Source organism: Asticcacaulis sp. P2_B1 (assembly GCF_056404915.1).
The window spans coordinates 849,983-867,618 of record NZ_JBFUDD010000002.1 but is presented as its reverse complement, the minus strand read 5'-3'; the positions used below and the strand labels follow the sequence as shown (position 1 = coordinate 867,618).

The window sequence follows — 17,636 nt, the reverse complement described above, 5'->3', positions numbered from 1 at the left end:
GTCACGTGCCCTGCTACCAACGAAAAAGGGCGAGAGAATGCACAGCGCGCTGGCCGCGCACTTCATTCGGAGTGCGGGTTTTCGCTGAATATGGCCCTCGCTACTCCGAATGCCATCGGCTGCGCTTACCGAACGTGCAGCCCAAGCTCGGATAGAAGCTCGGCCGCCTGGGCGCGGGAGATCGTCGCGCCCTTGAACCGCCGGGCGTCTTCCAGGCGCACACCGCCGATATCGGTGCCACGCAGATCGGCGCCTTCGAAGCGGGCGTCCTTGAGGTCGGCATCGCGCAGGGAACAGTCCTCAAAGGTGACATCGCGGAAATCGCAGCGTTGCAGCTCGGCATTGTGCATGTCGAGCGACTTCAAGGTCGTCTTGCGGAAGGAAAAGTTGCGCAAACGGGCGTCGTTCAGCCGGCATTCTTCGAAAGTGACATCCAGTGCCTTGGTGTCGTCGAAATTACAGCCGGTCAGCTTGCAGCGTTTGAAGGCGGCCTGGGAGATCGTGGCGCCGCTGAACTTGCTGTTATTGAAATCGCAGGCGGTGAACTGGGCCTCGATCAGGATGGTGCTGACGAAATGAGCGTGGGCGCCCTTGCAGCCGATAAATTGCGCCCGCTCCAGCTTGGCGCTGGTGAGCTTGGTTTTCTTGAACAGGCATTGTTCGAAGATCCAGCCATTGAGGATCATATCGGACAGATCGGCCTCGTCGAGCTCGCACCCCACCAGATGAACGGGCACGCCCTTGACGGCCAGCAGCATGACTCGGCCGCGGTCGAGAATTTGATCGGTAACGGTGAGTTGTTCCGTCATGGTGCATCGTCCCCAACCATTGTAAATCCCACCCATAAAATGACGCACAGCAGAACCAGGGATACAACTACGCCTGCCGCGCCGAACCAGTTTAGTCGGCCACGAATAGCCAAAACAAGGCCTGTTCCCAGCAAAGCCAATGGCACGACGCGATCAATCCAATCCCATAGCCAGGGAAGAAAATATTCGTTCTGCAGGCCGCATGCGAATTCGTGGCCTCCGGGGTTCACAGGTGGGCAAAAGGACTCGGGTGTCGTTTTAAAGAGCCATGAAGAGATCACGGAACTGAAAAGGAGCCAGAGCGGCGCGCCCCACGCAACAAGCGTTCGCCAATTCAGCAGGCTGTGTTGAGTTTTGACAATTGAGGCATCCACAGACTCATCAGCCATGATTGGGATTCTTTCAGGACGTTCGTGACTACGCTATCCGCATTGGCGGCGTTTGCCAATCGAACTCCGTCGAGTTATGGGGTCGAGGGGCCCGAGGCCCCTCGCCTTGTCCTGATAAAGAAAAAGGCGACCCCCTTTAAGAGGGGCCGCCTTTTTCTTTTTTAAGAGAAGACGAAGGGGCCGCAGGCCCCTTCACCCCTTAACTAGTCGCGACGCGGACGGCGCGGGCGACGGTCGCGCTCGCTGCGTTCCGGACGATCGCCGCCTTCAGCCATTTCCAGCTCGGGCTCTTCACCCGACGCCTTACGGGCCGCGCGTTCGGCTTCCAGCTTCTCAGTCAGGTCCTCGCCGGTTTCCTGATCGACCACCTTCATCGAAAGCTTGGTCTTGCCGCGGTCGTCGAAGCCCAGGAACTTCACCTTCACTTCGTCGCCTTCGTTCAGGACGTCCGAGGTCTTGCCGACCTTTTCGTTCTTGATCTGCGAGATGTGAACCAGGCCGTCCTTGGCGCCGAAGAAGTTCACGAAAGCGCCGAAATCGACAACCTTCACGACCTTGCCCTTATAGATGGCGCCGACTTCCGGTTCCGAAGCGATCGACTTGACCCAATCGCGGGCGGCGTCGATCTTGTGCTGGTCCGAAGCCGAGATCTTGATCGTGCCGTCGTCAGCGATGTCGATCTTGGCGCCCGTCTTTTCGACGATTTCGCGGATGACCTTACCACCGGTGCCGATGACTTCACGGATCTTGTCGGTCGCGATCTTGATCGTTTCGATCTTCGGCGCAAACTCGCCGAGCTCTTCACGAGCGCCCGAGATCGCCTTGTTCATTTCACCCAGGATGTGCAGGCGGCCTTCGTTGGCCTGGCGCAAAGCCTTGGTCATGATCTCTTCGGTGATGCCGGCGACCTTGATGTCCATTTGCAGCGAGGTGATGCCGTTTTCCGTGCCGGCGACCTTGAAGTCCATGTCGCCCAGGTGATCTTCGTCACCTAGGATGTCGGACAGGATGGCGAAGCCGTCCTTTTCGAGGATCAGACCCATGGCGATACCCGAAACCGGACGCGTCAAAGGCACACCGGCGTCCATCAGGGCCAGCGAGGTGCCGCAGACGGTCGCCATCGAGGAGGAGCCGTTCGACTCGGTGATTTCCGAAACGACACGCAGGGTATAGGGGAAGTCTTCCGCCTTGGGCAACATCGGGCGAATAGCGCGCCAGGCCAGCTTGCCGTGGCCGATTTCGCGGCGGCCGGGCGAACCCATGCGGCCGGTTTCACCGACGCTGTACGGAGGGAAGTTGTAGTGCAGCAGGAAGCGCTCCTTGTAGGTGCCTTCCAGCGAGTCGATATATTGTTCGTCTTCGCCGGTGCCGAGCGTGGCGACGACGAGAGCCTGGGTTTCACCGCGGGTGAACAGGGCCGAACCGTGGGTGCGCGGCAAGACGCCGACTTCCGAAACGATCTGACGGACCTTGTCGACCGGACGGCCGTCAACGCGGCGGCCGTGATCGATAATGTCGCGGCGCAGGACGTCGGCTTCGCATTCCTTGAAAGCGGCGCCGAACTTGGCGGCGTCGACGCCGTCAGGATTGGTTTCGGAGACGACCAGAGCTTCGGCAGCCTTGGACTTGGCAACGCCGACGGCATTGTGACGGTCTTCCTTGCCCTTGTGCGAATAGGCTTCGCGGATGTCGTTGCCGACCAAAGCCTTGATTTGCGTGACGACGCCGGAGAAGTCTTCCGGTTCGAAGGCGAACGGATCCTTGGCGACGTGTTCGGCCATTTCGATGATGGCGTCGATGACGGGTTGCATGCCGCGGTGGGCGAACATCAGGGCGCCCAGCATCTTGTCTTCCGACAATTCCTTGGCTTCCGATTCAACCATCATCAGGGCGTCTTGCGTGCCGGCGACGACGAGGTCGAGGTCGGATTCCTTGATTTGATCGACGGTCGGGTTGAGGACGTATTCACCATCGATGATGCCGACGCGGGCGCCACCGATCGGGCCCATGAAGGGGACGCCGGAGAAGGTCAAAGCGGCGGAAGCCGCGACCATGGCGACGATGTCCGGATCGTTTTCCATGTCGTGCGACAGCACGGTACAGACAACCTGGACTTCGTTCTTGAAGCCCTTTACGAACAGCGGGCGGATCGGACGGTCGATCAGGCGCGAAACCAGAGTTTCCTTTTCGCTTGGACGGCCTTCGCGCTTGAAATAACCACCCGGGATCTTGCCGGCGGCGAAGGTCTTTTCCTGATAGTTGACGGTCAGCGGGAAGAAGTCCTGACCGGGCTTCGGCTTGCGCGCGTAAACGACGGTGGCCAGGACGGTGGTCTCACCGTAGGTGGCCAGCACGGCCGAGTCGGCCTGACGGGCGATACGGCCCGTTTCCAGCGTGAACTTGCGACCAGCCCAATCGATGGATTTTCTTTTGATATCGAACATATGTTTTCTTTCTATGGACGCGGACCGGCCCCATGCCGTCGGCGTCTGCTGTCATCGGGACAGCGCGTTTAAAGGGGCTACTTTTCTAAGCCCGGGTGTCAGCAAGGCACCGTGCCTTGCGGGGTGTACATAATCGCCAATTAAGCGACTCTTTGGTTTTTAGTTGTGCTGCCGCTTCGCTGCTTTAGCACTTTTGTCATTGTGCTACCGCTTCGCTGCTTTAGCACGAGTCATATAGAAGGGCTTGGAGTGAACCCCAAGCCCTTTGGTCGTGAAAACCTTAACGGCGCAGGCCGAGGGTTTCGATAATCGCCGAGTAGCGTTCAGTGTGGCGATTCTTAAGGTAGTCAAGAAGACGACGGCGTTGCGACACCATTTTCAGGAGGCCGCGGCGGCTGTGGTTGTCCTTCTTGTGTTCCTTGAAGTGTTCGGTCAGGTTGGCAATGCGTTCCGACAGGATCGCGATTTGCACTTCCGCGCCGCCCGTATCGTTTTCGGTGCGGGCGTGGGTCTTGATGACTTCTGTCTTGCGATCAGCAGTAATCGACATCGGATTTCTCCTTATTGAGAAGCTGTTTGTAAAACGCGAACGGGGTGTAATGTCCCGCCGCGCAGTTCGCACAAGGCTAAGACCTCTCCCTGGAACCGCGCCTGAACCGTGTCGGGAAACTCAAGATAGCCGTCATCTCGACGGGCTTTCAGAGCCGCATTCAACGATTCAATCTGGCGGGGCAGAAGGGCAAGGTCGCGTCCTTGCTTCAATCTCGAAGCCTCGTCTTGCGTCACAGGCAGGGCCGGGATGTCGTCCAGCGCCGTCTCTACGCCAAGCAAAGCCTCAAGATGGGCGCCTCTATGCACTAAATCCTCCAGCTTTTCCAGCCCTATTGCGTCTTTTGTTGCAAATGCGCCGACCGCTTCGCGACGCAGCACGCTGACATGGCCGCAGACGCCGAGATCGAGGCAAAGATCGCGCGCCAGGGAGCGGACATAGGTGCCCTTGCCGCAATGGAGGGTGAAACTGGCGGTGTCGGGGGTCAGTTCGTCGAGGGTCAGGTCGAAAATCTCGACTTCGCGGGCCTTCAGTTCGACCTCGACGCCGGCGCGGGCCAGGTCATAGGCGCGCTGGCCATCGACCTTGATGGCGGAAAAGGCCGGCGGCACCTGGTCGATCGTGCCGATATAGCCGGGCAGAATGGCGAGGATGGCCTCACGCGTCGGACGCGCGTCGGATGAGGCTATGGTTTCGCCCTCGGCATCATAGGTGGCCGTAGTTTTCCCGAACAGTATGGTGAAGCTGTAGACCTTGTCGGCCTCGACCAGGTACGGCACGGTCTTGGTCGCTTCGCCGAGCGCAATCGGCAAGATGCCGGTCGCCAACGGGTCAAGCGTGCCGGCATGCCCGGCCTTCTGCGCCTGGTACAACCAGCGCACCCTGCCGACTGCCGAGGTCGAGGTCATACCGTAGGGTTTGTCGAAACAGACCCAGCCATGCACCGGGTCGCCTTTTTTCTTGCGGGCCATATGTCAATTTCTATCTCCTCCCCCCGCAGCGCCTAAAGGCTCGCAAGGGAGGAGAAACAGCTCTTAATCTTCCTGCTCATCCTCATCGTCATGATGCAGATCGCGGGCGATATCCGGGCGCATAAACAGCGCGTCGATCCTTGCAGCTTCGTTGAAGCTTTCGTCGTGCAGGAACCGCAAGGCCGGCGTGAATTTCATATCGATCATCCGCCCCAGCACGCCGCGCAAGAACTTGGCGTGTGTGTTGAGCGCGGCGATCGCCGGGCCGATCTGTTCCTTCGTGATCGTGACGCCATTCAGGCCGGCGCCCAACGGCTCAACGAACACGGTGGCATGACGCAGATCGGGCGAACAACGCACTTCGGTCACGGTGATCGAGACATTATGCAGGGCGTCGTCGTGGATTTCTTCTTCACGCAGGATTTCCACCAATGCGTGGCGCACCAGCTCGCCGGCACGCAATTGGCGCTGGGTCGGGCCAAGGTCCACCGGCGGACGGCCGTGCGTTTTATCTTTAAAGGAAGGTCGTTTCATCGGGCTCATATAGGCGTTTTTGCTGATTTTTCTATCCAAAAATGACATCCGCGGTTATCCATTAGAAAAAACCACAAAAAATCTGAGGAGACCCCGTGACGTCACAACCGGTTTATCAACCGCGCATCGATCGTATCGACGCCCTGCGCGGCTTCGCCCTGATGGGGCTGTTCATTGTCCACGCCGTGGAATATTTCGAGCTCTACTGGCTGCATCCGCCAGAGCACGACGCCATCCACGACTGGGTCTTCGGCCTGTTCGCCGGCAAGGCGTTTGCCATGTTCGCCCTGATGTTCGGCCTGAGTTTCTTCATCATTATGGACCGGGCGGCCAAGCGCGGCGTCGACTTTACCATGCGCTTTCTGTGGCGGATTGTCGTGCTGTTCATCATCGGTTTCTTCCACGCCCTGTTCTATGGCGGCGAGGTCCTGCAAGTCCTGGCTCTGTGCGGCCTGGTGTTGCTGCCACTCAATCGCCTGAGCTGGAAATGGTTGCTGCCGCTGGCCATCATCTGTTTCGCCGAGCCGTTCCTGCTGGTGCAGTTGGGCCGGGCCATGAGCGACGTGTCCGCCAATGTACCATTGCATTCATGGAAATACCCGGCGTTGGATGTCTATGCCAACGGCACCTTCCTCGAGGTGGTGAAGGCCAATCTGTGGCCTTCGAACAAATGGGATTTCATGTGGGAATATGGCCGCATCATGCAGATCCTCGGCCTGTTTCTCGTTGGCCTGATGCTGGGCCGGATCGGCTTCCTCAGCGAGCCGGAAAAGTTCAACACCGCGCGCCGTATCGGCTTTGTGGTCGCCCTGGCCATCGCCCTTGGAATCCACTTCGCCAAGCCCTGGTTGACCGAGACAATCACCGCCGACAAGGCGCATTTCCTTGTCCCGGCGACGCGCGATGCGCTCATCGACTCGTGGCAGGCCCTGGCCGGCATGTTCATGTGGGTGTTGGGCTTTATCGAGCTCTATCAGATCGGCGTCTTTCAGAAGGTCCTGCGCCTGCTGGCGCCCGCCGGTCGCATGACCCTGACCCTCTATGTCATGCAGTCGGTGATCGGCACGGCTCTCTATTATCACTGGGGTCTCGGCTGGTTCGCAACGATCGGTCAGCCGCGCGCCCTGCTCTTCGGCATCTGCTTCTTTTCGGCCCAGGTCGCCTTCGCCCATCTCTGGTTCCGCTATTTCCTTTACGGACCGTTGGAATGGGTGTGGCGCGCCGCGACCTATCTGACCTTGAAAGTCCCGTTCATCCGTAAGACCGCTTCCGCCTGAATCTCCAGGATCGCCTTGAGCGGCAGGTAAAGCCCAAGGCGATTCCACGGGGCGTTCATCGCGCGCTGCTTCAGGCCTTCGAGATAGGTGTTGGCCATCCAAATCGACAGCGCATAGAGGCCGCAGATGTAGATGATGACCGCGTCCATGGCTTCATAGACGTCGGGTTCGGCTTTGCGCAGCGGCGTGAATTTCAACGGCTCGACCGGCGCGGCTTCAGGCGCCAGTTGGCTTAAAATATAGGTTTCCAGCGCGTCGCCGAGAAACCGTTGGCGATTGGCTTGGGCCTCAGCCTGGGGTCTGGCAGCATCGAGGGCGTAATAGTCGAGCACCGCCTGGACCACCACCATATCGTAGCAATGTTGCCGGCGACCAGCATAACTCAGGACCTGGTGCGGACTGTCACGGTGATAACCGAAACGGCCGAGCCGCGCCTTGATGGCCAGGATGCGCGGCTTGTCGGAATCCCAATCCCGGCTGATCGTGCCGATATGGGCGTTTTGTACCCCGCACAGATGGGCCAAGCCGCGTTGCGTCAGATAGGCGCTGCCGTCGCTCAGCCGCCCCATCCCCATGCCGTCGATCTCGTCATAGGCATCGATGGCGAGATCGATCTTCGCCTTGGGTGTGTTTTTCGGCCGGGCGATTCGCCTGGCGGGCGAAACATGATGCGACAGGTCGAACATGGGCGTGGCCCCTTCACGATGACAGTTTGATGACGGAAGGCTTACGCAATAACGATTTGCCGCCATATTGCAGCGCAACATCCGGTTAAGCAAGTCTTAACGCCGCGGTCGCTGGGGATAAGTCCCACCGCCAACACAAAACAGGTCACAAAATTGTCCCAAGCCGTCGTCTTAGTGGCGATCATGACGACTGACGGCGGATATCTCATCAAAACTTTGGCACGCGCCGAGCTTCTCAACCTGCGCAGCTATCTGCGCCTGGGGCCACGGGACGCCGCATTTGTCGTCGCCATGGCGGCCATTATCGTGTTCGCCCTCGCCATGTTGCATCTCGGCGTCGCGGCGGTCGAAGCCATGCCGGCTATCAAGCCCTGGGCAGCCGTAGGATGGGGCGCAGCGATCGTCGCTTACGCCTGGCTGAAACCCGGTTCGGGCGCGGTCATACGCCTGCAAGGCGGCATCTTTCAGCCATGGACGGCCTTCGGCAACAACCTCGCTATCTGGAGCGCCATCCGCGCGCTCGCCGTAAGCGCGGTGGTCTCCACGATCACGGCCATGATCGTGGCTGCGGTCCGTCCGGCGGACATCCTGCCCTTTTTGACCCTGTCCGCGGTCGGCACCGCTATGGGCGCGGCCGTCTGTTCTCGCATCTATACCTATGGCGCCGCAGCGCCCGCCCGTCGGACCGCCAGGATCAAATGGCCGGTTATCCGGTGGCCGACGACGCCGGTTTGGACCATTCTCTTGCAGCGGCTGCGGCGCCGGTTCGGTTTTATGCCGGCATGGCTGCTGGCCCTGGCACTTCTTATCCTGGGCACCGCCGTCGGCGGACTGGCTGCCTATAATAACCATAGCCCGGGCGCCGGATTTACCATCGTCAGTGGCTTTGCCCTGATCAGCGGCGGCATGATCGTCTTCCCCGATCTCGCCCTCGTTCGGTTGGCGTCCCGTCAGCCGGTGTCCGTCTGGCGCCTGCTGTCCCTGTTCTGCCTGGCGCCCCTGGGATTGGTCGCCGCATTTACCCTTGCGGCCAACCTCCTCGCCGGCCTCGGCCTGGCCATGGCCCTGTCGTCGTCCGTTTTCGTCGCCGTTGCTTTAGCCCTGTGGCTGTTATTGCTGATGCCTCAGGCCATGATGCGATCGCCCCGTGGCGCCGTAGGCCTGGCTGCCGGCGATCTCGTCATGGCGTTGATCATCAAATCCTTTGCTCTGTTCGGTCTGCTCGCCGTCGTCTATCTCGTCGTTCGTATTGTCCTCAACCTGCGCGCCGCCGCGCACGGCCGCTGGCGGGAGGCCGGTTGATGCTGACCGTCTCCAATCTCAATGTCACGCTGTCCGGCAAGCCCATCCTCAAAGGCTTGAGTTTCGCAACGCCCGTCGGCTGGTTCGGCATTCTGGGCATTAACGGCAGCGGCAAAACCACTTTGCTAAAGGCATTGTGTGCGCGCTGGCCCCTGACCTCCGGCAGCATCGTCTTCAACGGCAACGATATGACCAAGGACGACGCGGCCCGCGCCGCTACCTTTGGCTTCGCCCCGCCGGTCGAGACCCTGCCCGTAGGGCTGAAAGGCGGCGAAGTCATCCGTCTGCTGGCCGACCTCCGCGGCTGCGATGCCGCCGAACCCAAAGCCATTTACCAGGCCCTGGGCGTCGCCAAGCTCAACGACGTCCTGATCGGCAAGATGTCGTCGGGCATGAAACAGCGCATCAGCGTCTTTTGCGCCTTCTTGGGGGAGCCCGACCTGGTCCTGCTCGACGAGCCGTTCAACTGGCTCGATCCAGTTGCCGCCTATGATCTCAAGGCCGCCATCCGCGCCTATGCCGACCATCATATCGTCATCACCGCCCTGCACGACGTGCCAACCTTCGCCTCGCGGTGTGACTGCGGCATTTTGTTACACGACGGCCAGGTCCTGCGCACCTTTGATCAAAATGACCTCAAAGGGCGCGATTTCGGCACTCTGGAGGACGAAATTTACCGACTTTTTCCGCGCTGAGGTCAAAAACTTCAATTTTTGTTGAAAATTTATGCTTTTGGGTAAAATAGGTTTTTGACATTCTGGTAAATTAACGATATTGGCCATCTGTACCCCCTTATGGAGCAATGTCCCATGGCCAAATTTGTTTCTACGCCCACTCAAAATTTTGACAACACCGTCAATAATACGTCGGCTCGGAAATTTGCGCCTGGCGTCGGACTTTTGGTCGCGGGCATATTTTCGGCGGTCGTTTGGATCGGCGTTGCTACCCTCATCATGGGCGTGCTGACCCGTTAAGCTTGGCGTGAATTGCCGAATTCCAAACGCGCTTACTCGAAATGAGTTTCTCTTAACACCCTGCCTTCAGGGTCAACCAGTATGCCAAAAGAATTACGTGACTCACCCGTATAGCGGAGCTTTGCCTGCGGCGGAGGCTGGTCAGGCAAATAGGTAATTCCGAATAGAAATATGCCATCACGTTGCGGGCCATAACGGTGAATCTCGAAGTCTTCGTCAGCCCAATGCCTTGTTTGATGAACATAGTCGATAACCACCCGTATCAGGTCATCGTTCGTCACCTGGTCTTTCGGCTGCGTGACAATCGGCGCCGCGGTTTGTTCATACGGCCATGTTGGCAACAGCGCAATTGCAGGCAGCGTATTCGACGCACAGCCCGCCAAAATCAGCAAGGAGACCGGTATGAAATTCAGGCGCTTCATCCTGTCATCCTTGATAAGAAAAAGGCGTGGGGTCACAGACCCCACACCCCTTAACACATTTAAAGAACCACAAGCGAAACCCTAACCCATAAAACGAATTTGGCCCGCGTAAAGCGGGCCAAAAGCGTTTTTGGAGGTTAGAGCGTACGCTTGATTTCCTCGACCGTGAAGCACTCGATGAAATCGCCCTTTTTGAGGTCCTGGAAGCCATTGAAGGCCATGCCGCATTCCTGCGAAACCTGGACTTCGTTGACCTCGTCCTTGAAGCGCTTGAGCGTCGACAAGACACCCATTTCCTGAATGACGACGTCGTCGCGGATGATCCGGATGCGAGCACCCTTCTGCATCTTGCCTTCCTTGACGATACAACCGGCGACCTTGCCCACCTTGGAGATGTCGAAGACCTCGAGGATCTCGGCATTGCCCAGGAAGGTTTCGCGCTGGATCGGCGCCAGCATGCCCGAAAGCACGCCCTTGATATCGTCCAGCAGGTCGTAAATGATCGCATAGTAGCGGATTTCGACGCCTTCACGCTCGGCCAGATCGCGCGCCTGTTTCGAAGCACGGACGTTGAAGCCGATGATCGGCGAGCCGGAACCCTTGGCCAGCTGCACATCGGACTCGGTGATCGCACCGGCCGCCGAGTGGATGATGCGCGCGCGCACCTCGTCGGTGGCCAGCTTGTCGAGCGAGCCGACAATGGCTTCGCCCGAACCCTGGACGTCCGACTTGATGATGAGCGGCAGTTCCTTGACCTTCTTGTCGGCCAGCTTGCTCATCATGTCGGTGAGCGAGACGGCGCCAACCGGGGCAATCGTCTTTTCACGGCGGACACGTTCGCGATATTCGGTGATTTCGCGAGCGCGGGCATCGTTTTCGACGACGGCGAAAGCTTCACCCGGATCGGGCGCGCCGTCGAGGCCGAGGATTTCCACCGGTTCCGAAGGACCGGCCGCATCCAGTTGCTCGTCACGCTCGTTGATCAGGGCGCGAACGCGGCCGAACGACGAACCGGCAACGACGATGTCGCCGCGCTTCAAAGTACCGCGCTTGACCAGGACGGTCGCGACAGGACCGCGGCCCTTGTCGAGCTTGGCTTCGATAACGATGCCTTCGGCCGTACGATCGGGATTGGCCTTAAGATCCAGGACTTCCGATTGCAGCAGGATGGCTTCGATCAAGGTGTCGAGACCCATGCGGGTCTTGGCCGAAACCTCGACAACCTGGGTATCGCCACCGAGCGCTTCGACCACAACTTCGTGCTGCAGCAGCTCATTGATGATGTTCTGCGGCTTGGCGCCGGGCTTGTCCATCTTGTTGATGGCGACAATCATCGGCGTATGGGCGGCACGGGCGTGGTTGATGGCTTCGATCGTCTGCGGCATGACGCCGTCATCCGCCGCCACGACCAGCACGACGATATCCGTCACATTGGCGCCGCGGGCACGCATGGCCGAGAAGGCGGCGTGGCCCGGGGTGTCAAGGAACGTGACGCGCTGACCGTCCGGCAAACGGACCTGATAGGCGCCGATATGCTGGGTGATGCCGCCGGCTTCGCCCGAAGCGACGTCGGCCGAACGCAGGGCGTCGAGCAGCGAGGTCTTGCCGTGGTCGACGTGACCCATGACGGCGACGACCGGCGGACGCGACACGGTGTCGTCGTCGTGGTCCTCGGCATCGATAAAGCCTTCCAGAACGTCGGCTTCCGAGACACGCTTGACGGTGTGGCCGAATTCCGAAGCCACCAGCTCGGCGGTGTCGGTATCGATCACATCGTTGATCTTCAGCATCATGCCCTGACGCATCAGGAACTTGATAATGTCGACGGCGCGGACAGCCATCCGGTTGGACAGCTCCTGCACGGTGATGATGTCGGGAATGATGACTTCACGGGCGGTACGCGCCTGCTCGGTCGTGTGACCCTTGCGCTTTTCGCGTTCACGTTCACGGGCCCGGCGCACCGAGGCCAGCGAACGCATGCGGTCGGCGGTGCCTTCATCGTCACCGACAACGGCTTGCAGGGTCAGGCGGCCTTCGCGACGCTTGGGCTCGCCGCGCGTTTGCGACACAGCCTTGGTGGCGGCGCCGGCCTTGCCGCGCTTGCCGCGGGCGTCATCGTCATCGATAACCTTGCGGGCGTCGACAGCCTTGGCGGGACCGGTGGCGCCACGAGTCGAACGGATACGATCGACTTCGGGCGTTGCCGGCGCATTGGCGGACACGCCCTGGCCGGGACGCGGCGGACGCGGCGAATTGACATTATAGCGAACGGTTTCGCCACGTTCAGCGCGCGGAGCGTTCGGATCGCGCGGCGGACGCGGCGGCGCATTGGGGTCACGCGGCACATAGGGCGTGCGCGGAGCGTTCGGGTCGCGCGGCGGACGCGAGTCCGTGCGTTGACCGTCGCGGGGGGGATAGGACGGACGATCGCCACGCGGCGCATCGCTGCGTTGGCCGTCGCGTTGGCCGTCTCTGGGAGGATAGGGCGGACGCGAGGTGTTCGGGTCGCGAGTCGGATAGGGCGGACGATCGCCACGCGGAGCATCGCTGCGCTGGCCGTCTCTCTGGCCATCCCTTTGACCGTCGCGGGGAGGATAGGACGGGCGTTCGGATTGCGGACGCGGCGCGCGTTCGTTACGGAAGACCGGCTGTTGCGGAGCTTCGCGAACGGGTGTGGGCGCCGGTTGAGCGGCCTGAACCGGCTGAGGCGCCGATGGCGTCACGGCAGGTTGCGGCGCCGCTTCGACACGCGCTTCGGCCGGAGCCGCCGCTGCCGGTTGCGGGGCCTGGGGCACGACGGTTGCGGCCGGCGCAGGGGCCGGCTTTTCCGCAGCGGCAGCGGCTGCCGCACGGGCGGCGGCGGCGCGCGCTTCGGCGTCGCGGCGTTGCTGGTCGGCCAGGGCCTGAGCGATGGCGCGTTGACGGGCGTCCTGCTCTTCCTGACGCAGGCCACCACCGCCTTGCGGACGTTGCGACGTCTGCTGCGGACGCTGGGTCTGCTGCTGCGGACGGTTCAGGTTCAGGTCGGGAGCTGCCGGGCGCTGGTGCTGATGCTGCGGCGGCGTGCCGGGCGTCGGCGCGTTGATGCGGCGCTTGGTTTCCACGACCACGGTCTTGGAGCGGCCATGGCTGAAGCTTTGCTTGACGGTACCCGTCGAAACATTGCCGCCGATACGCGGCTTCAGCGTCAGCGGCGCGCGCTCACGGTTGGGAGACTGGTCGTTGGTCTTGTCGTCATCGCTCATGCGGCTTGCTTACTAACCCTTGTGAAACCAAGGCCATATGCCCGGTTTCTGTTGCAAAAATATGTCGTGGCCTAACGTCTGATAAAGCATCAGCCGTCGAAACCACACCGAGTGGAGATCGTCACCGTGGCCGTAATCAGTCAAGGCAGAGAAACTTACACTCGCTTCAGGTATCCGGCCGTCGCCCCCAACCTTCCGGTACTAGGGGTTCGAACCCGGACAGTCTTTTCATCTCTAAAGACCAACGCTGCACGCGTCGCCCCGTCAGGAGTGCGACGTGTATGGCATTTTCCGTACCCAAAGCCAAACTTAATTCCGCGTTATTAAAGCTTCCGCACACGTTTGGCGAGGGCGATTGCTGGCTTCCGGCATATAAAATGCGCTTGCGGCCATCATCGGAGCCGTCACTGGCCTCGATAATCCACCCGGCCTTGCCCGATTTGACGGCAGCCAACGCTTTTTCGAAGCCGTTGACGATGCCGCCTTCGCGCCGCGCCAGACCGAGAAGGTCGAGGCAGCGGCGGCGCAACAGGTCGTGCACCAGGGGGATGAGATCGGGAGCCGCCTTCACTTGGCGTTTGGCGGCTCTGTTGAATATGTTCTTTTTCAGCGCGATTTCAAGGGCCGCGCGTTCCGACGCGATCCATAAGCCACGGCCGGGCAGCTTGTGCGCGATATCGGGCGTCAGCATGCCGTCCGGCGAAACGACGAAGCGGATCATGCCATCCGTCGTCACGGTTTGGCCGCTGGCGATGTCGCGGCGTTGCAGTTTGCCTTTAAGCCCTTTGGCCAGACCCTTGCCGGGAAAGTCGTCGTCGCACAGGATCGCAATCCCCGCCTCGTCATCCAAGGCGGGGTTTTCAGCGTTGTCCGTTCGGGTTAGGAGCGCGGACTCATTGTTCGGTGGTGGCGACTTCATTTGCGCCCCCTTCGTCAATGTGGTCTTCCGGCGCGTTGTCGGCGGCGAATTGTTCCAGTTCGCCTTCTTCGATGTAGGCTTCTTCCTCGGCGTCGTCCATGGCTTCCGCCTCAGGCTCGGCTTCCGGTTCTGGGGCTTCGATCCAGCCGGCCGCGATACGGGCGTTGAGGATCAGGCTTTCGGCATCCGGCACCGACAGGCTGAACGACTCCAGGGCGCCCGGGACGCGAACGCGTTCGCCGCCCTTTTGCTCGAAGCCACCGCGGATTTCGTCGGTGGCCAGGTCGGCCAGGTCCTCGATCGACTTGACACCGGCTTCACCCAGCGCAACGGCCATCGGCATGGTGACGCCGTTGACGGTCAGCAGTTCGTCCAGCACGCCCAGTTCGCGGCGCTTGGCGTCCTGTTCGGCGGTTTCGCGCTCCAGGAAGTCGCGGGCACGGGCCTGCAGTTCCGAAGCCGTGTCTTCGTCGAAGCCTTCGATGACGGCGATTTCGTTTTCATCGACAAAGGCAAGGTCCTCGATCGAGGTAAAGCCTTCGGTGACCAGCAGCTGGGCGATGACTTCGTCGACATCGAGCGCTTCCTGGAACAGGGCGGTGCGCTCGGCGAATTCCTTCTGACGGCGCTCGGAATCCTGGGCTTCGGTGATGATGTCGACCTGCCAGCCGGTCAGTTGCGACGCGAGGCGGACATTCTGGCCGCGGCGGCCGATGGCCAGCGACAATTGTTCGTCGGGCACGACCACTTCGACACGGTCTTCTTCTTCGTCCAACACGACCTTGGAGACTTCGGCCGGCGCCAGGGCGTTGACGATGAAGGTGGCTTCATCGGGCGACCACTGGATGATGTCAATCTTTTCGTTCTGCAGTTCGGCAACGACCGCCTGGACGCGCGAACCGCGCATACCGACGCAGGCGCCGACCGGATCAATCGACGAGTCGTTGGACAGAACGGCCATCTTGGCGCGCGAACCGGGGTCGCGGGCGACCGACTTGATTTCGATGACGCCGTCGTAGATTTCCGGTACTTCCTGGGCGAACAGCTTCGCCATGAAGCCGCCGTGGGCGCGCGACAGCATGATCTGCGGGCCCTTGGTTTCGCGGCGCACGTCGTAGATATAGGCGCGGATGCGGTCATTGACCTGGAAGGCTTCGCGCGGGATCGACTGGTCGCGGCGCATAATGCCTTCGCCCTTGCCGAGATCGACAATGACATTGCCGTATTCGACGCGGCGGACTGTGCCGTTGACGATTTCGCCGACGCGGTCCTTGAACTCGTCATATTGCTTTTCACGCTCGGCTTCGCGCACCTTGTGGGTCACGACCTGGCGGGCCATCTGGGTCTGGACGCGGCCCAGTTCGAACGGCGGCAGGACTTCGATATATTCCTTGCCGGCAAAGGCTTCCTTGTCGTCGCGCAGCGCGTCGGTCAGGGTCTTTTGCGCGTATTCGTTCTCGATTTCCTCATCCGGCACGACGGTGACAACGCGCGTGATGGTGCGCTCGCCCGTGCGCGGATCGATATGGACGCGGATGTCGTGCTCGGCGCCGAAACGCGAACGGGCAGCCTTCTGGATCGCTTCTTCGATCGAGGCCAGGACCACGGACTTGTCGATCGACTTTTCGCGCGCCACGGCCTCTGCGATTTGCAGCAGTTCCTGGTGGTTGGCGCTGATACCGGTGAAGCTCATCTTTTGTCTTCCTTACTTATCGTTGGCGGGGTCTTCGTCGTCGTCGAGGTCGTCTGCGTCCTCGAAGTCGTCGTCAGAATCTTCGTTATCTTCGTCGTCGTCATCTTCATCGTCACCGCGGGCCGCGCGGGCTTCGGCGCCCTTTTTCAGCAGCTCGTCGGTCAGCAGCAGCTTGGCGTCGATGACCCAGGCAAACGGCATGAGGGCGGTTTCTTCCTCGCCTTCCAGGTCGATGGCGACATGATCGCCTTCGATACCGGCCAGGATACCGCGGAAACGCTTGCGCCCTTCGGCCAGACGGTCGAGCTCGATACGGGCCTCCAGGCCTTCATAGGTCTCGAAATCCTTAAGACGCGTCAGCGGCCGGTCGATGCCGGGCGACGACACTTCGAGGGTATATTCGCCCTCGATCGGGTCGGCCTCGTCCATGAAGGCCGAGATGGCGCGCGACAGGCGGGCGCATTGATTGACATTGATCTCGCCGTCGGTCTTGCGCTCGGCCATGACCTGCAGGCGACGCGCGCCGCCCGGACGGTTGGAGCCGGTCAGGCGCACGCGGACGATATCGAGGCCCAGCGCTTCAGCGAGCGGGTCGAATATCTCAAGCAGTTTGCGGTCTTCGCTGGTCTTGGCGCGCACTTTGTTTCTTCAAGCAATAAAAAAGGCGGCGGGCCGCTTCCGGCCGCCGCCGAAGCCTTGCGGCAATCGGACGATGTTGAGCGTCATATAGGACGTCCGTCCCGTTTTGCCAAGTTATTTCTGCGGCATGACGGCTTGCGGAAAGACCTGCGCATAATCCGCCGGTATCGTTACCGGATAGAGCTGGCCGCCATACATTAAGATTAGCAGCCAGGTAATATACCCACCGGCGCCGACCGTGGCGATCAGCAGGACCCAACCCACGGCCTTGTTCGTTTTCTTGTAAATATCGTAGAGAATGCAGCCCATATGGACGAACAGCGAGCCGACGCCTGCGCCATAAAAGATCACAAATGCGTAATGCCATGGCGGCGACATCAGACCGGCGGCGGCATAGGTGAAATTGGTGTCGAGATAGAGAAACAACCGCCCTACCATGACCCAGACGATATGGATCACGATAAACAGCAGCATTAGGAGGCCCGATAAGGCCTGGAGCTGATGGATAAAGTCCTTTTTCCTGCGCCAGATCTCGAAGATCAGCGGCACGCCGGTAACAATCTGGACGGCAAAAGCCAACAGCACGGCCCATTCGACGATCGGTTGCCGGTACAGCAGCCGTACCGCGTCCATAAACTGGATATGGGTGGCGACGCCGAACAGGCCGGCAAAATGATTGGCGAAGTGCAGACAGATGAAGGCAAAAACAAATCCCGCCGAGACCTTGTGTAGCCGTTCCATCCGCACTCCAAATCCTTAACAAACGTGGTTAACGATGTCTT

Annotated in this window: 17 protein-coding genes; 4 read left to right on the top strand and 13 right to left on the bottom strand. The window is 60.4% G+C overall.

Annotation, left to right across the window (positions count from 1 at the left end; genetic code table 11):
- Positions 1–125: 125 nt before the first annotated feature.
- The 6 genes from AC1DX3_RS08350 to rbfA all read right to left on the bottom strand — a co-directional run bounded on the left by AC1DX3_RS08350 (position 126) and on the right by rbfA (position 5,697).
- Positions 126–809 carry a pentapeptide repeat-containing protein gene (locus AC1DX3_RS08350; RefSeq protein ID WP_476988793.1) on the bottom strand — a complete coding sequence of 228 codons (684 nt, stop codon included), beginning with the start codon at positions 807–809 and terminating at the stop codon, positions 126–128.
- Positions 806–1,198, bottom strand: a complete 393-nt coding sequence (locus AC1DX3_RS08345; RefSeq protein WP_476988792.1) for a hypothetical protein — start codon at positions 1,196–1,198, stop codon at positions 806–808. The genes AC1DX3_RS08350 and AC1DX3_RS08345 overlap by 4 nt, the downstream gene beginning before the upstream one ends.
- 203 nt (positions 1,199–1,401) lie before the next feature.
- The gene (pnp, locus tag AC1DX3_RS08340; RefSeq protein ID WP_476988791.1) at positions 1,402–3,642 is read right to left on the bottom strand and encodes a polyribonucleotide nucleotidyltransferase; all 2,241 of its coding nucleotides are present in this window, start codon (positions 3,640–3,642) and stop codon (positions 1,402–1,404) included.
- A 280-nt stretch (positions 3,643–3,922) separates the two neighbouring features.
- The gene (rpsO, locus tag AC1DX3_RS08335) at positions 3,923–4,192 is read right to left on the bottom strand and encodes a 30S ribosomal protein S15 (RefSeq protein ID WP_476988790.1); all 270 of its coding nucleotides are present in this window, start codon (positions 4,190–4,192) and stop codon (positions 3,923–3,925) included.
- 11 nt (positions 4,193–4,203) lie between these two features.
- Complete coding sequence (truB, locus tag AC1DX3_RS08330) at positions 4,204–5,163, bottom strand: tRNA pseudouridine(55) synthase TruB (RefSeq protein WP_476988789.1); 960 nt, start codon at positions 5,161–5,163, stop codon at positions 4,204–4,206.
- Between the two features lie 63 nt (positions 5,164–5,226).
- On the bottom strand, positions 5,227–5,697 hold the full coding sequence (gene rbfA, locus AC1DX3_RS08325) for a 30S ribosome-binding factor RbfA (protein WP_476988963.1): 471 nt from the start codon (positions 5,695–5,697) through the stop codon (positions 5,227–5,229).
- A 95-nt stretch (positions 5,698–5,792) separates the two neighbouring features.
- Here rbfA and AC1DX3_RS08320 point away from each other — a divergent pair, with 95 nt between their 5' ends.
- Positions 5,793–6,974 carry a DUF418 domain-containing protein gene (locus AC1DX3_RS08320; RefSeq protein WP_476988788.1) on the top strand — a complete coding sequence of 394 codons (1,182 nt, stop codon included), beginning with the start codon at positions 5,793–5,795 and terminating at the stop codon, positions 6,972–6,974.
- Here AC1DX3_RS08320 and AC1DX3_RS08315 read toward each other — a convergent pair.
- On the bottom strand, positions 6,926–7,660 hold the full coding sequence (locus tag AC1DX3_RS08315) for a hypothetical protein (protein ID WP_476988787.1): 735 nt from the start codon (positions 7,658–7,660) through the stop codon (positions 6,926–6,928). The genes AC1DX3_RS08320 and AC1DX3_RS08315 overlap by 49 nt on opposite strands.
- A gap of 153 nt (positions 7,661–7,813) precedes the next feature.
- Here AC1DX3_RS08315 and AC1DX3_RS08310 point away from each other — a divergent pair, with 153 nt between their 5' ends.
- The 3 genes from AC1DX3_RS08310 to AC1DX3_RS08300 all read left to right on the top strand — a co-directional run bounded on the left by AC1DX3_RS08310 (position 7,814) and on the right by AC1DX3_RS08300 (position 9,936).
- On the top strand, positions 7,814–8,962 hold the full coding sequence (locus AC1DX3_RS08310) for a hypothetical protein (protein ID WP_476988786.1): 1,149 nt from the start codon (positions 7,814–7,816) through the stop codon (positions 8,960–8,962).
- Positions 8,962–9,657, top strand: a complete 696-nt coding sequence (locus AC1DX3_RS08305) for an ATP-binding cassette domain-containing protein (RefSeq protein WP_476988785.1) — start codon at positions 8,962–8,964, stop codon at positions 9,655–9,657. The genes AC1DX3_RS08310 and AC1DX3_RS08305 overlap by 1 nt, the downstream gene beginning before the upstream one ends.
- 114 nt (positions 9,658–9,771) lie before the next feature.
- Positions 9,772–9,936, top strand: coding sequence for a hypothetical protein (locus AC1DX3_RS08300; protein ID WP_476988784.1), 165 nt, complete (start codon positions 9,772–9,774; stop codon positions 9,934–9,936).
- A gap of 32 nt (positions 9,937–9,968) precedes the next feature.
- Here the strand turns inward: AC1DX3_RS08300 and AC1DX3_RS08295 are convergent, their stop codons facing one another.
- The 6 genes from AC1DX3_RS08295 to AC1DX3_RS08270 all read right to left on the bottom strand — a co-directional run bounded on the left by AC1DX3_RS08295 (position 9,969) and on the right by AC1DX3_RS08270 (position 17,595).
- Positions 9,969–10,358 (bottom strand): hypothetical protein, encoded by a 390-nt coding sequence (locus tag AC1DX3_RS08295; RefSeq protein ID WP_476988783.1) that lies wholly within the window; start codon positions 10,356–10,358, stop codon positions 9,969–9,971.
- A gap of 137 nt (positions 10,359–10,495) precedes the next feature.
- Positions 10,496–13,603, bottom strand: coding sequence for a translation initiation factor IF-2 (gene infB, locus AC1DX3_RS08290; RefSeq protein ID WP_476988782.1), 3,108 nt, complete (start codon positions 13,601–13,603; stop codon positions 10,496–10,498).
- A gap of 166 nt (positions 13,604–13,769) precedes the next feature.
- A complete protein-coding gene (locus tag AC1DX3_RS08285) occupies positions 13,770–14,522 on the bottom strand; it encodes an RNA-binding protein (protein WP_476988781.1) in 753 nt (250 codons plus the stop codon).
- Positions 14,497–16,215, bottom strand: coding sequence for a transcription termination factor NusA (nusA, locus tag AC1DX3_RS08280; protein ID WP_476988780.1), 1,719 nt, complete (start codon positions 16,213–16,215; stop codon positions 14,497–14,499). The genes AC1DX3_RS08285 and nusA overlap by 26 nt, the downstream gene beginning before the upstream one ends.
- Before the next feature lie 12 nt (positions 16,216–16,227).
- Positions 16,228–16,854: a ribosome maturation factor RimP gene (gene rimP, locus AC1DX3_RS08275; protein WP_476988779.1), complete on the bottom strand. Its 627-nt coding sequence runs from the start codon at positions 16,852–16,854 to the stop codon at positions 16,228–16,230.
- Positions 16,855–16,968: 114 nt separating this feature from the next.
- Complete coding sequence (locus AC1DX3_RS08270) at positions 16,969–17,595, bottom strand: DUF4405 domain-containing protein (RefSeq protein ID WP_476988778.1); 627 nt, start codon at positions 17,593–17,595, stop codon at positions 16,969–16,971.
- Between the last annotated feature and the right edge of the window lie 41 nt (positions 17,596–17,636).

Bases quoted from the DNA above. Each gene is read 5' to 3' on its own strand.
- AC1DX3_RS08350 (WP_476988793.1), bottom strand. From the start codon at position 809: ATGACGGAACAACTCACCGTTACCGATCAAATTCTCGACCGCGGCCGA.
- AC1DX3_RS08345 (WP_476988792.1), bottom strand. From the start codon at position 1,198: ATGGCTGATGAGTCTGTGGATGCCTCAATTGTCAAAACTCAACACAGC.
- pnp (WP_476988791.1), bottom strand. From the start codon at position 3,642: ATGTTCGATATCAAAAGAAAATCCATCGATTGGGCTGGTCGCAAGTTC.
- rpsO (WP_476988790.1), bottom strand. From the start codon at position 4,192: ATGTCGATTACTGCTGATCGCAAGACAGAAGTCATCAAGACCCACGCC.
- truB (WP_476988789.1), bottom strand. From the start codon at position 5,163: ATGGCCCGCAAGAAAAAAGGCGACCCGGTGCATGGCTGGGTCTGTTTC.
- rbfA (WP_476988963.1), bottom strand. From the start codon at position 5,697: ATGAAACGACCTTCCTTTAAAGATAAAACGCACGGCCGTCCGCCGGTG.
- AC1DX3_RS08315 (WP_476988787.1), bottom strand. From the start codon at position 7,660: ATGTTCGACCTGTCGCATCATGTTTCGCCCGCCAGGCGAATCGCCCGG.
- AC1DX3_RS08305 (WP_476988785.1), top strand. From the start codon at position 8,962: ATGCTGACCGTCTCCAATCTCAATGTCACGCTGTCCGGCAAGCCCATC.
- AC1DX3_RS08300 (WP_476988784.1), top strand. From the start codon at position 9,772: ATGGCCAAATTTGTTTCTACGCCCACTCAAAATTTTGACAACACCGTC.
- AC1DX3_RS08295 (WP_476988783.1), bottom strand. From the start codon at position 10,358: ATGAAGCGCCTGAATTTCATACCGGTCTCCTTGCTGATTTTGGCGGGC.
- infB (WP_476988782.1), bottom strand. From the start codon at position 13,603: ATGAGCGATGACGACAAGACCAACGACCAGTCTCCCAACCGTGAGCGC.
- AC1DX3_RS08285 (WP_476988781.1), bottom strand. From the start codon at position 14,522: ATGAAGTCGCCACCACCGAACAATGAGTCCGCGCTCCTAACCCGAACG.
- nusA (WP_476988780.1), bottom strand. From the start codon at position 16,215: ATGAGCTTCACCGGTATCAGCGCCAACCACCAGGAACTGCTGCAAATC.
- AC1DX3_RS08270 (WP_476988778.1), bottom strand. From the start codon at position 17,595: ATGGAACGGCTACACAAGGTCTCGGCGGGATTTGTTTTTGCCTTCATC.